Annotated in this window: 10 protein-coding genes and 1 pseudogene; 4 read left to right on the top strand and 7 right to left on the bottom strand. The window is 71.4% G+C overall.

Going from position 1 to position 13,060, the window contains the following annotated elements; translation table 11 throughout:
• Together CCN29_RS24290 and CCN29_RS24285 are read left to right on the top strand one after the other, a co-directional pair.
• Positions 1-743 (top strand): substrate-binding domain-containing protein (locus CCN29_RS24290; RefSeq protein ID WP_086684463.1); only part of this gene is annotated, 743 nt, incomplete at its 5' end.
• Positions 740-1,660 carry a carbohydrate kinase family protein gene (locus CCN29_RS24285; protein ID WP_031018531.1) on the top strand — a complete coding sequence of 307 codons (921 nt, stop codon included), beginning with the start codon at positions 740-742 and terminating at the stop codon, positions 1,658-1,660. The genes CCN29_RS24290 and CCN29_RS24285, both read left to right, overlap by 4 nt.
• 66 nt (positions 1,661-1,726) lie before the next feature.
• Here the strand turns inward: CCN29_RS24285 and uvrA are convergent, their stop codons facing one another.
• Entirely contained in the window at positions 1,727-4,735 is a 3,009-nt protein-coding gene (gene uvrA, locus CCN29_RS24280) for an excinuclease ABC subunit UvrA (RefSeq protein WP_086684460.1), read from the bottom strand.
• 223 nt (positions 4,736-4,958) lie between these two features.
• Here uvrA and CCN29_RS24275 point away from each other — a divergent pair, with 223 nt between their 5' ends.
• Both CCN29_RS24275 and CCN29_RS24270 read left to right on the top strand, forming a co-directional pair.
• On the top strand, positions 4,959-5,648 hold the full coding sequence (locus tag CCN29_RS24275; protein WP_086684457.1) for a maleylpyruvate isomerase family mycothiol-dependent enzyme: 690 nt from the start codon (positions 4,959-4,961) through the stop codon (positions 5,646-5,648).
• A gap of 39 nt (positions 5,649-5,687) precedes the next feature.
• Positions 5,688-6,344, top strand: a complete 657-nt coding sequence (locus CCN29_RS24270) for an MBL fold metallo-hydrolase (protein ID WP_006135286.1) — start codon at positions 5,688-5,690, stop codon at positions 6,342-6,344.
• Between the two features lie 27 nt (positions 6,345-6,371).
• Here CCN29_RS24270 and CCN29_RS24265 read toward each other — a convergent pair whose 3' ends face one another.
• The 6 genes and pseudogenes from CCN29_RS24265 to CCN29_RS24240 form a co-directional block, all read right to left on the bottom strand.
• Positions 6,372-7,499, bottom strand: a complete 1,128-nt coding sequence (locus CCN29_RS24265) for an amidohydrolase family protein (RefSeq protein ID WP_006135287.1) — start codon at positions 7,497-7,499, stop codon at positions 6,372-6,374.
• Positions 7,500-7,669: 170 nt separating this feature from the next.
• The gene (locus CCN29_RS24260; protein WP_086684455.1) at positions 7,670-8,431 is read right to left on the bottom strand and encodes a class I SAM-dependent methyltransferase; all 762 of its coding nucleotides are present in this window, start codon (positions 8,429-8,431) and stop codon (positions 7,670-7,672) included.
• A 138-nt stretch (positions 8,432-8,569) separates the two neighbouring features.
• On the bottom strand, positions 8,570-9,043 hold the full coding sequence (aroQ, locus tag CCN29_RS24255; RefSeq protein WP_006135289.1) for a type II 3-dehydroquinate dehydratase: 474 nt from the start codon (positions 9,041-9,043) through the stop codon (positions 8,570-8,572).
• Positions 9,044-9,175: 132 nt separating this feature from the next.
• Positions 9,176-10,279: a calcium:cation antiporter gene (locus tag CCN29_RS24250; protein WP_006135290.1), complete on the bottom strand. Its 1,104-nt coding sequence runs from the start codon at positions 10,277-10,279 to the stop codon at positions 9,176-9,178.
• Between the two features lie 285 nt (positions 10,280-10,564).
• Positions 10,565-11,566 (bottom strand): TerC family protein, encoded by a 1,002-nt coding sequence (locus CCN29_RS24245; protein WP_031064870.1) that lies wholly within the window; start codon positions 11,564-11,566, stop codon positions 10,565-10,567.
• A gap of 317 nt (positions 11,567-11,883) precedes the next feature.
• A pseudogene (locus tag CCN29_RS24240) lies at positions 11,884-13,060 on the bottom strand (TerD family protein); the annotation flags it as partial.

Below are 13,060 nucleotides of genomic sequence, written 5' to 3'. Positions count from 1 at the left end.
AGCGCAAGGTGGTGCAGCTGCTCCACGAGCGCCGGGTGGAGGGCATGATCGTGGCGCCCTCCCCCAAGCCGGCCGGGCTTCTCGCCTACCTGCGGCGGCACCAGGTGCCGGCCGTGTTCCTGGACCGGCTGGTCGGCCCGCCCGCCGAGGACGGCCCGCCCCTCTTCGACCAGGTCTGCGCCGAGAGCACCGAGCCGACCGCCGGTCTGGTCACCCATCTCGCCTCTTTGGGGCACCGTCGCATCGGCCTGGTGGCCGGGCTGCCCGGGCTCAGCACGACCGCCGAGCGGATCACCGGCTACCGGCACGGCCTGGCGGCCTCGGGGCTGCCGTTCGACGGGCGGATCCTGGTGCACGGCGACTCGGAGGCCGCGGGCGCCGAACGCGCCACGGCCGAGCTGCTGAACCTCGGTTCGCGCCCCACCGCGCTGATCACCGCCAACAACGCCATGACCATCGGCGCCCTGCGCGCGCTGCGGGCCCACGGGCTGTCCGTGCCGGGGGACATCGCCCTGTGCTGCTTCGACGACTTCGCCTGGGCCGATCTCTTCTCGCCCCGGCTGACCGCCGTGTCCCAGCCGAGCCGCGACATCGGCGCCCGGGCCGTCCGGATGCTGCTGGACCGTCTCGCCGACCCGGACCGTCCGACCCGCACCGAACGTCTTCCGTGCGCCTTCGTGCACCGCACCTCCTGCGGCTGCCCGGAAGACGCGACCGCCCCGAAGAAAGGAACCCCCTCGTGATCGTCGTAGCCGGTGAGGCACTGATCGACCTGGTACCGCAGGGGGCGGGTGCGCTCGCCGCGCTGACGCCCGCGCTCGGCGGCGGCCCCTTCAACACGGCGGTGGCCCTCGGCCGTCTCGGCTCCCCCACCGCGTTCTGCTCCCGGGTGTCGCGGGACGCCTTCGGTGAGGCGCTGCTGGAGCGGCTGCGGGACACCGGTGTGGACGTGGCGTCGGTGCAGCGCGGTGACGAGCCGACGACGCTCGCCGTCGCCACGGTCGGCGCCGACGGTTCGGCGGCCTACTCGTTCTACGTGGAGGGCACGGCGGACCGGCTGTTCGCCCAGCCCGAGGCGCTGCCCGCCGGCACCCGCGCGGTGTCCTTCGGGACCTGCTCCCTGGTGCTGGAGCCGGGTGCGAGCGCGTACGAGGCGCTGATGCGTCAGGCGTCGGCGCGGGGTGTGTTCACGGCGCTCGACCCGAACATCAGGGCGGGGCTGATCGCGGACCCCGACGCCTACCGGGCGCGGTTCAAGAGCTGGCTGCCGTCGGTGTCGCTGCTGAAGCTGTCCGCGGAGGACGCCGAGTGGCTCGGCGGGTCCCCGCGGGAGTGGCTCGCGGCGGGTCCGGCGGCGGTCGTGGTCACCCGGGGCGGGGACGGGCTGACGGCGTACACCCGTGACGGCGGCGAGTACGCGGTGCCGGGTGAGCGTGTCGAGGTGGTGGACACCATCGGCGCGGGCGACACGGTCAACGCGGCTCTGCTGCACGGGCTGTCGGCGCGCGACGCGCTGAGCGACGAGGGGGTGGCCGCGCTGGGCGCCGAGGGCTGGGGAAGCCTGCTGCGTTTCGCGGCGCGCGCGGCGGCGGTCACGTGTTCCCGCGCCGGTGCGGAACCTCCGTACGCCCATGAGCTGGAGGTGCCGGAGACCGTCTGACGCGCGTGTGCCGTGCCGCGGGAGCGTCCCTGCGGCACGGCACACGGTTGGGCGGAAGCGGGCCGGTCAGGCCTTGGTGCCGCGCGTCGTCCTGGTCGCGGCGGTCTTCCCGGCCGTCTTCTTGGCGGTGGTCCCGACCGTCTTGCTCGTGGTCTTCTTCGCCGTCGACCGGGCGGCGACCGTCTTCTTGGCCGCCTTGCGCGGGGCGCGGACCTGCGAGGCGTCGCTGATCCGCTCCGCGCCCAGGATCTCCCGCAGGAACTTGCCGGTGTGGCTGGCCGGCACCCCGGCGACCTGCTCGGGCGTGCCCTCCGCGACGACGAGGCCGCCGCCGGAGCCGCCCTCGGGGCCCATGTCGACGACCCAGTCGGCCGTCTTGACGACATCGAGGTTGTGCTCGATGACGATCACGGTGTTGCCCTTGTCGACCAGGCCGGACAGGACCGTCAGCAGCTTGCTGATGTCCTCGAAGTGCAGGCCGGTCGTCGGCTCGTCGAGGACGTAGACCGTGCGGCCGGTGGAGCGCTTCTGCAGTTCGCTGGCGAGCTTGACGCGCTGCGCCTCGCCGCCGGACAGGGTGGTCGCGGACTGGCCGAGCCGGACGTAGCCGAGGCCGACGTCGTTGAGCGTCCTGAGGTGGCGGGAGATCGCCGGGACCGCCTCGAAGAAGTGCATGGCCTCTTCGATCGGCATGTTCAGCACGTCGGCGATGGACTTGCCCTTGTAGTGGACGTCCAGCGTCTCCCGGTTGTAGCGGGCGCCGTGGCAGACCTCGCAGGGGACGTAGACGTCCGGCAGGAAGTTCATCTCGATCTTGATGGTGCCGTCGCCGGAGCAGTTCTCGCAGCGGCCGCCCTTGACGTTGAAGGAGAAGCGGCCCGGCAGGTAGCCGCGGACCTTCGCCTCCGTCGTCTCCGCGAAGAGCCTGCGGATGTGGTCGAAGACGCCCGTGTACGTCGCCGGGTTGGACCGCGGGGTGCGGCCGATGGGCGACTGGTCGACGTGCACGACCTTGTCGACGAGGTCGTCGCCCTCGACGCGGGTGTGCCGGCCGGGCACGTTGCGCGCGCCGTTCAGCTCCCGGGCGAGGTGCGTGTACAGGATGTCGTTGACCAGCGTGGACTTGCCGGATCCGGAGACGCCGGTGACCGCGGTGAAGACGCCCAGCGGGAAGGACACGTCGATGTCCCGCAGGTTGTTCTCACGGGCGCCGCGCACCGTGAGGCGGCGCGACGGGTCGTGCGGGCGCCGCATCTCGGGCAGCGGGATCGCCTTCTTGCCCGACAGGTACTGGCCGGTCTGCGACTCGGCGTTGGCGAGCAGCTCCTTGAGGGAGCCGCTGTGCACGACCTTGCCGCCGTGCTCGCCGGCGCCGGGGCCGATGTCGACGATCCAGTCGGCGACCTTGATGGTGTCCTCGTCGTGCTCCACGACGATGAGCGTGTTGCCCATGTCGCGCAGCCGGACCAGGGTCTCGATCAGCCGGTGGTTGTCCCGCTGGTGCAGGCCGATGGAGGGCTCGTCGAGCACGTAGAGCACGCCGACGAGGCCGCTGCCGATCTGGGTGGCCAGGCGGATGCGCTGGGCCTCGCCGCCGGAGAGGGTGCCCGCCGCGCGGTTCAGCGAGAGGTAGTCGAGGCCGACGTCGACGAGGAAGCGCAGCCGCTCGTTGACCTCCTTGAGGACGCGCTCGGCGATCTTCTTGTCGCGGGCGGTCAGCTTGAGCTCGCCCAGGAAGTCCGCGCAGTCGCTGATGGACATGGCGGAGACCTCGGCGATGGACTTGCCCATGACCGTGACGGCGAGGACGACCGGCTTGAGGCGCGTGCCCTCGCAGGAGGGGCAGGGCACCTCGCGCATGTAGCCCTCGAAGCGCTCGCGGCTGGCGTCGCTCTCGGCCTCGCTGTGCCGCCGCTTGACGAACGGCACCGCGCCCTCGAAGGCCGTGGTGTACCGGCGCTCGCGCCCGTAGCGGTTGCGGTAGCGGACCTCGACCTGGGTCTTGTGACCGTGCAGCAGGGCCTTCTTGGCGCGCTGCGGCAGGCCGGCCCACGGGATGTCCGTGCGGAAGCCGAGCGCGTCCGCGAGGGCGCCGACGAGGCGGTCGAAGTAGTCCTTGGTGTGGCCGTGGGACCACGGGTGGATGGCGCCCTCGTCGAGGGTCTTGTCCGGGTCGGGGACGATCAGCTCGGGGTCGACCTCCATGCGCGTGCCGATGCCGGTGCACTCGGGGCAGGCGCCGAAGGGCGAGTTGAAGGAGAACGAGCGGGGCTCCAGCTCCTCGAACGACAGGTCGTCGTAGGGGCAGTAGAGGTGCTCGGAGTACATGCGCTCGCGCTCGGGGTCGTCCTCGGGGAGGTCGACGAAGTCGAGCACGACCATGCCGCCGGACAGGCCGAGGGCGGTCTCCACGGAGTCGGTGAGACGGCGCTTGGCGCTGTCCTTCACCGTGAGACGGTCGACGACCACCTCGATGGTGTGCTTCTCCTGCTTCTTCAGCGTGGGCGGGGTGGAGAGCTGGATCGTCTCGCCGTCCACGCGCGCGCGGGAGTAGCCCTTGGTCTGGAGGTCGGAGAAGAGGTCGACGAACTCGCCCTTGCGCTCGCGCACCAGCGGGGAGAGCACCTGGAAGCGGCTCCCCTCCGGAAGCTCCAGGACCTTGTCGACGATGGCCTGCGGCGACTGGCGCGAGATGGGCCGGCCGCACTCGGGACAGTGCGGCTTGCCGATGCGCGCGAAGAGCAGGCGCAGGTAGTCGTAGACCTCGGTGATGGTGCCGACCGTGGAACGCGGGTTGCGCGAGGTGGACTTCTGGTCGATGGAGACCGCCGGGGACAGGCCCTCGATGAAGTCGACGTCCGGCTTGTCCATCTGGCCGAGGAACTGGCGGGCGTAGGAGGAGAGGGACTCGACGTAGCGCCGCTGCCCCTCGGCGAAGATGGTGTCGAAGGCCAGCGAGGACTTGCCCGACCCCGACAGGCCCGTGAAGACGATGAGCGAGTCGCGCGGGAGGTCGAGCGAGACGTTCTTGAGGTTGTGCTCGCGCGCTCCACGGACGATGAGACGGTCGGCCACGCCGGTCCGCACCTTTCTTGAGGGTAGTGACAGGGGCGGGGCCCCCGTCCTTCTCAGACTAGGGGGAGCCACTGACAACGCCGGTTCGGATTCACGGATAGTCAACAAAGCCCGGCTCTCCAGCATGCCCGACGCCGCGTCCGACCTTATAGCACGCGCATTCGATTTTGCTGCCTCGTCCGCCTCCTTCACCCGAAGGTGTGACACGGTTAGGGTCGGCGGCATGATTGATCACGCTGATGACCTGGTGTCTGTACAGGCCGCCACCGAGCGGCTGCTCCGCGCGGTCGGCGCCCTGGACGACGCGGCTGTGACCCAGTCGTCACGCCTGCCGGGCTGGACTCGCGGTCATGTGCTGACCCACCTGTCCCGCAACGCGGACGCCCTGGTGAACGTCTTCGAGGGCCGCCCCATGTACGCCTCCGCCGAGGCCCGGGACGGCGACATCGAGGCGGGCGCCCCGCGCCCCCTGGACGAGCAGCTCGCGGACCTGCGGACGAGCGCGGAGCGCTTCCGGGCGGCGGCCGCGGTCCCTGCGGACTGGTCCCGCACCGTGGAGCTGCGCAACGGCGTCACCGACCGCGCCGAGCGGGTGCCGTTCCGGCGCTGGATCGAGGTGGAGCTGCACCACGTCGACCTCGGGATCGGCTACGAGCTGGAGGACCTGCCCGCCGGCTTCACGGACCGGGAGATCAGGTTCCTCGCGGCACGCTTCGACGGCCACCCGGACGTGCCCGCCACCACCCTGACGGCCACCGGCGGACGCACCTGGACGACCGGCGGCGGGGCGGACGGCGGCCCGGTCACGGTCGAGGGGACGCCCGCCGGTCTCCTCGGCTGGCTCGCCGGTCGCCGGGACGGCGGCGCCCTGACGGTGAAGGGCGGGGACCTCCCGAAGCTCCCGCCCCTGTGAGCGCTGTCCGGCGCCGGTTCCGGCGCTAGGCTGACGCTCATGACGTACAGCGGGCGGGTGACGGTCGGCGGGCCGGCCGACGTGCACGAACTCAAGGACCTGATGATCACCAAGGTCGCGGTCGGCCCCATGGAGAACAACGCGTACCTGCTGCGCTGCCGGGCCACCGACGAGCAGCTGCTGATCGACGCGGCGAACGACGCCGACGCGCTGCTGGGCACGATCGGTGACGACGGCATCGCGTCCGTCGTCACCACCCACCGGCACGGCGACCACTGGCAGGCGCTCGCGGAGGTCGTGGCCGCCACCGGCGCCCGCACCTACGCGGGCCGGTACGACGCCGAGGGCATCCCGGTGCCGACCGACGTGCCGGTCGACGACGGCGACGTCGTCCGCGTCGGCCAGGTCGAGCTCACCGCCCGCCACCTCGTCGGCCACACCCCCGGCTCGATCGCCCTCGTCTACGACGACCCCCACGGGCATCCCCATGTGTTCACCGGGGACTGTCTGTTCCCGGGCGGTGTGGGCAACACCCACAAGGACCCGGAGGCGTTCGCGAGCCTGCTGCACGACGTCGAGACCAAGATCTTCGACGTCCTCCCGGACGAGACCTGGGTCTACCCGGGCCACGGGAACGACACCACGCTCGGCGACGAGCGTCCCCACCTCGCGGAATGGCGCGCACGAGGCTGGTGACCACCGCCGCCGCCTCGTCGCCCGCTCCTAACGGTCACCTACGGGCGCGGGCATGAGGTCGCGCCTGAGCGTGGGCATGAGGCGGAGGGCGTTGTCACGGTAGATGCCGCGGCGTTGGCGGTCGGTGAAGACAGGGTCGGTCTCGACGGCCGGCACCGTGAAGCCGGTGATGATGTCGGCGGAGGCGGCCGGCCAGTCGGTGCCGAAGAGGATCCGGTCGGCACCGGCGGTGGCCACCAGAGTGCCCGAGGGGGCCGACGGACCCGCCGTGTCGTAGTAGAAGCGGTGGAGATGATCCCGCACGCGGGCGGCATCGAGGGGCGGGGTGCAGAAGCTGCCGAAGGCCTGCATACGGGTGGCGATCGCAGGGAGGAATCCGCCGGCGTGCGGCAGGACGACCGACACGTGCGGGTGGCGGTCAAGTGTCCCGGTACGGATCATGTTCACCGCGGCGCGCGTCGTATCCAGCAGGAAGTCGCACATGAAGTTCGGGATCCCGGGGACGGTGGGCACGCCGGGCGGGCCGCTCGGGAGGTCGAGCGGGTGGGTGAAAAGGACAGCGGCGCGTTCGTCGAGTTGTGCGAGGAAGCGGTCGTAGGAGGGATCACCGAGGTAGACACCGTTGTAGTTGGCTTTCGCGCTGACTCCGACGGCGCCGAGCTCATCGAAAGCGTGGTGGAGAGCCCACGTGGTCACGTCGGGATGGTCCAGGACAGCGGGGCCGAGCACCGCGAAACGGCCCGGGTGCGCGGCCATCAGATCGGCCAGTGCCTCGAAGAGGACGCTGAGGCCCTCCCTGGCCTGCGCGGCGGAGCGGTACCGGTCCTGCATGGTCGGGTTGAGGACCGCGGTCGCGATACCCACCCGGTCCATCAGCGCCAGAGCGGAGTCCGCATCCCAGCGCGCCCACCACGGCAGTTCCTCTCGCCGCACCAAGCCCTCGCGCTCGGCCCAGTCGACCCACGCCGGAGCGGTGACGTGGTGGTGGACGTCGATCTTCGCCCGACCGGCGTCGTCACCGCTCCGCGAGCCCTGCGGCTCCGTTTCCTCGCCGGCCAGAGCACTGGCCCCGCCTGTGGTGGCGACGGTGGTCGCCGCCGCGCCACCGGCGATCAGCAGACTGCGCCGACTCATGGTCTCGGTCGATTCCTGCATCCGCGTATCCCGTCCGTAGCTCCAGCTCGCCGCACCACGATGGCCCGGCGGCGGGCCGGTGATCAGCACGGCGTGCACTTTTCGGCGCTGGTTACCTCGGACGGACGCGGCGGCCCCGGCGGGCAAGCCGGCCGGAGTGCCCGCATCCCCTGCGTGGGCGCGTCCGTCGTTCAGGCCGCGGCTCGGAAGACGTACGCCGTCATCGGAGCGGTGACCGGTTCCGGGCCCAGGCGGGCCGCCATCTCTTCGACGACGGTGGCCCAGACGGCCGGAGCGTCGGCGCGCTCCTCGACGGCCGCGCGCACCGGCGTCCCCATGAGGTACCCGGCGGCGAGGTCGGCGATCGACTCGGCCCGGCCCTGAAGCGTCAGCTCCTGGCCGTCCTCGACAGCGAACCCGGCGGCCTCCAGATCAGCGGCCACGACAGCGGGGTCGGCACAGCCGTGCGGAACCGTCCGGAAGAACCGTGGCGGGTCGACCGGGAAGGCCCGCTCCAGCCCTGCCTGCAGCGCGGCTTCGAAGGCATGCGTCCCGAGCGGGCCCCAGGTGCTGAACAGGAACCGGCCGCCCGGGGCCAGCACCCGGCGGACCTCGCTGAATGCCTGGACGCGGTCGGGAAAGAACATGACGCCGAACTGGCAGACCACGAGGTCGAAGCCTCCGTTCGGGAACGGCAGCCGCTGCGCGTCTGCCTGCCGCCACATCGCGCCAGGGGCCCGGGTCGCACCGAGAGCGAGCATGGCCTCGTTCAGGTCGGTGGCCGTCACCTCGGCCGAGGGTGCTGTGGTGAGCAGGTCCGCTGTCAGGACGCCGGTTCCCGCGGCGAGTTCGAGGATGCGCCCGGGGTGGAGTGCCGCCGCCCGGGCAGCCAGGTCCTCGGCGAAGGGCCGGAAGACCACCGGCACCAGGTACCGCTCGTAGGCCGCCGGCATGGATGCGGTCCATCGCCGGTCGGCACTGCTTCCTGTCACCCTCACGACGGTAGCGCCGCATCAGGCGGGCTCTTCCTTGCCGCGCCGCCCCGCGGTGCCGGTTGTCCTCCCGGACGACACCTGGCGGCAGACTGGTTGTCAGGCCTCTGCCAGGCCCGGGCCGGCCAGCGCCGCGATCCGCTCCACCGCGAACACGTACCCCTGGACGCCGCATCCCGCGATGACGCCGTCGGCGCGCAGGGAGACGTAGGAGTGGTGCCGGAAGCTCTCCCGGCGGTGGATGTTGGAGATGTGGACCTCGATCACGGGCAGGCCGTCGCACGCGTTGAGGGCGTCCAGGATCGCGACGGAGGTGTGCGAGTAGGCGCCCGGGTTGATGACGATGCCGCAGTGGCCGAGCCGCGCCTCGTGGATCCAGTCGACCAGCTCGCCCTCGTGGTTGGACTGGCGGAGGTCCACCGTGCCGTTGTGCGCCGCGGCCGCGCGGGCGCACATCGCCTCGACGTCGGCCAGCGTGTCACGCCCGTAGATCTCCGGCTGCCGCTGCCCGAGCAGGTTCAGGTTGGGGCCGTTGAGGATCATGATCGGGGCGTCGGCCAGGTTGCGGGGCACGTTTCCTCCGGTCCGTCGGGGTGCGGTACCTCTTCGGAACCGCTGGTCGCACCCGGTCTATCACGCCGTGACGGAGGCTCGGGAAGCCCCGGGGCCGCGCCACGGTGTGCGGGCGGCCCCGGGGTCCCGCCGTCAGGGGTTGATCGCCAGTTCCAGATAGGCGGCGAGCAGCACCAGGTGCACGCCGCCCTGGAGCGGTGTGGCCCGTCCCGGGACCACCGTGAGAGCGCTGACCACCACGGTCAGGGCGAGCAGCACCATGTGGGTGCTGCCGAGGCCCAGGACGAGCGGGCCGGGCAGCCAGAGCGACGCCAGCGCCACGGCGGGGATGGTCAGACCGATGCTGGCCATGGCCGAGCCGAGGGCCAGGTTCATGCTGGTCTGCACGTGGTTGCGGCGCGCGGCGCGCCCCGCGGCGATGGTCTCCGGCAGCAGCACCAGCAGGGCGATGATCACACCGACCACGCCGTGGCCGAGACCGGCCGCCTCCACGCCCGACTCGATGGTCGGGGAGACGCCTTTGGCGAGGCCGACGACACCGATCAGGGCGAGGAGCAGCAGCCCCGTGCTGATCAGCGCGGTGCGTGTGGAGGGCGCCTCGGCGTGCTCCTCCTCCGGGCGGGACGGCTCGCCCTGCTTCGCGACGGGCAGGAAGTAGTCACGGTGTCTCACGGTCTGGGTCGCGACGAACAGGCCGTAGAGGCTCAGCGAGGCGACCGCCGCGAAGGTGAGCTGGACGGTGGAGAACTCCGGGCCGGGCTTGCTGGTGGTGAACGTCGGCAGCACCAGGCTGAGGGTCGCCAGCGTGGTCACGGTGGCGAGGGCGGCTCCGGTGCCCTCCGAGTTGAAGACCGCCGTCTTGTGCCGCAGGGAGCCGACGAGCAGGCTGAGGCCGACGATGCCGTTGCAGGTGATCATCACGGCGGCGAACACGGTGTCCCGGGCGAGGGTCGCGCTCTTGTCGCCGCCGTCGAGCATCAGGGTCACGATCAGCGCGACCTCGATGACCGTGACGGCGACCGCCAGCACCAGGGAGCCGAACGGCTCTCCGACCCGGTGGGCGACCACCTCGGCATGGTGCACCGCCGCCAGCACCGCTCCCGCCAGGACCAGGGTGACCACCCCGACGACGACGCCGGGCAGACTTCTTCCCCAGGTCAGGGCGAGCAGCACGACCGCGAGCACGGGGACGGCGACGGTCCATCGGGCCGCCATGGACTTGATCCGGTCCGTCATGCGGCGATCGTCCCCGGCATGAGGCCGTGCCGCACCTCAAGGTGTGCCGACCGCCGGGCGGCCGAGGAGGGCGCCGGAACTGCTGTCACCGCCGTACGGCGACCCCTTCCGCTCCGCGATCCTGATCGTCTCGGGGTCGCCATGGTCACGCATGCCCTCCTCGTACTCGTCGGTTGCGGTCGGCGCCACCCGGGGGCGGCGCGGTGGAACGTGCGGGTCGGGAGCGGGGCCGGCGATGCGCCGCCGCCCCCGCTCCCGGTGCCGTGTTCCCTGGTGTCGACGGCGTCAGACGTCGATGTCGGTCTTCGCAGGGGTGTCCGCCGGCCCTGTGGCCGCCTCGGCCTGCGCCTGCTTACGGGACGCCCGGAGGCTGGTGATCGTGGTGACGACCAGCACCGAGCAGATCACGCCCAGGGAGACCGGAATGCTGATCTCCGGGACGTGCACCCCGGACTCGTGCAGGGCGTGCAGCACCAGCTTCACGCCGATGAAGCCCAGGATGATCGACAGGCCGTAGGACAGGTGAACCAGCTTCCTCAGCAGTCCGCCGATGAGGAAGTACAGCTGCCGCAGACCCATCAACGCGAACGCGTTCGCCGTGAACACGATGTACGGGTCCTGGGTCAGGCCGAAGATCGCGGGGATCGAGTCCAGCGCGAACAGGACGTCGGTGGTGCCGATCGCGAGCATGACGACGAGCATCGGGGTCATGACCCGCTTGCCGTTCTGCTGGATCCACAGCTTGGTGCCGTGGTAGCGGTCGGCCACGCCGAAGCGGCGCTCGGCCGCCTTGAGCAGCTTGTTCTCCTCGTACTCCTCGTCCTCCTGGTCGGCCCGGGCCTCCTGGATGAGCTTCCAGGCGGTCCAGATCAGGAAGGCGCCGAAGATGTAGAACACCCAGGAGAAGCTGGCGATGATGGCGGCACCCGCGGCGATGAATATCGCGCGCAGCACCAGGGCGATGAGCACTCCGACGAGGAGCACCCGCTGCTGGTACTTCGAGGGCACGGCGAACTTCGCCATGATCAGGACGAAGACGAAGAGGTTGTCGACGCTCAGCGACTTCTCGGTGATGTAGCCGGCGAAGAACTCGCCCGCCGGCCGGCCGCCTTCCAGGATCAGCAGGCCGAGCCCGAAGAGCGCGGCCAGCACGATCCAGACGACGGTCCAGATTCCCGCCTCCTTGACGGAGACGTCGTGCGGTTTGCGGCCGATGAAGAAATCGGCGGCGATCAGGGCGCACAGGCCCACGATCGTCAGGACCCACAGGGTCAGGGAAACATCCACTGCGCCTCCGGCAGATACGTCACACGGCAAATGTCAGCGTCGTCGCTGCCGGAGGTCTCTTCCACCCGGACCGGGGGCGCGGGATGCGCCCGGACGGCCTTCGGGCCGACGCCCCGGGATCTGGCCTGATCCGTATTGACGGGGTCGCCGCACAGACAGGGAGTACTCCCCTCCGTGCGGCCAAGACTACCCAATCACCAAGGAAAGGTAAAGAGATCGGTAAAGGAAAACACAAAGACCCAGGTGGGAGCCTTTACGGATCCTTGGTTAAAGGGTCAGGAGAAGTAAGGGGTCGCGGGGTCACGAAGGCCGGGCGGTCACCTGTTCCAGGTGCGGCGGGCCTCGGCGACCTGGGTGAGGACCTGGCGGAGCACCTCGCTGCCCGGCGGCACCGACGGCGGCTCGTACGTCCAGGCGTGGCCCACCCACGGGTCGGCGAGGTGGTCGTCGGGCACCGCGGTCAGTCGCAGCAGCGAACGCCACAGCGGGTCGAGCAGCGGGCCGTAGCCCGCGGACTCCTCGCGGTCCGCGACCATCATCAGGTGGACGCCGACCGACGGCCCCTCGTCGACGAGGTAGCGCAGCTGGTTCACGGCCCGGTCGTCGAAGCCGTGCGGGAAGTCGTTGACGATCAGCAGCTGCTGCGAGGTGTCGAAGCCCGGCGGCAGCGCGTCCGGCGCTCCGCCGCGCAGCGCCATCTGCACCAGGTCGACCCGCTGGGTGAGCCGGGCCAGCACCTCCGTCACACCGGCGGCGCCCTGCGCGGGCGGGCCGGCCAGCACACCGGTCTGGGTGAGCGGGGCCAGGGCCTGCGCGCCGGACCCGGCCGGGTCGACGACGTGCACCGTGAACTCGCCGGCCGGGTAGACGGCGAGCAGCCGCGCCGCGTGCGCCACCGCCGTGTCCATGGCCAGGCGCCGCATGTCGTGGGAGTCGGTGAACGACCCGTCCAGGGACTCGGTGCGGCCGCTGTCGATCCACAGTCCGCGCTCCAGCGGCAGCCGGAGCAGCATCGGTATGCGGATCGACTCGGCCTCGGGCAGCCGGAGGTCGCCCAGGCGCAGCGCCATGGGGATCTCCATCGGCACCCGGTAGGCGTGCCAGCAGGGGTTGTCCCAGCGGGCGAACGCCGGGGGCAGGGCGGGCTCGACGACCTCGGACTCGGCGGCCAGCTGGTCGAGGTCCCGGTCGAGGGACGCCCGCGCCTGGTCGACGAGTTGCGTGTACCGCGCGCGGGCCGCCTCGCGGGCGGCGTCGCCCTGGCCGCCGATGCGGCTGCGGGGGTCGGACAGGGCCTGCTCCAGCTCCTTGTCCATCCGCGACTCGGCGAAGTCCACGGCGCTGCGGTACGCGGCGGCGGTCCGGGCCAGGTCCTCGAACATGCCCCAGACCTGGTTGTAGAGCCGCTCCTCCATGGACCATCCGGTCGCGTCACCCGCCACCGGCCGCCAGGGCTGCCCGGGCTGCGCCGGGGGCGGGTGACGCGACCGGATG

The organism is Streptomyces pseudogriseolus (assembly GCA_002154585.1).
Lineage (GTDB): Bacteria > Actinomycetota > Actinomycetes > Streptomycetales > Streptomycetaceae > Streptomyces > Streptomyces pseudogriseolus.
The sequence above is the reverse complement of the archived record's forward strand: the minus strand, read 5'-3'. Positions and strand labels throughout refer to the sequence as shown.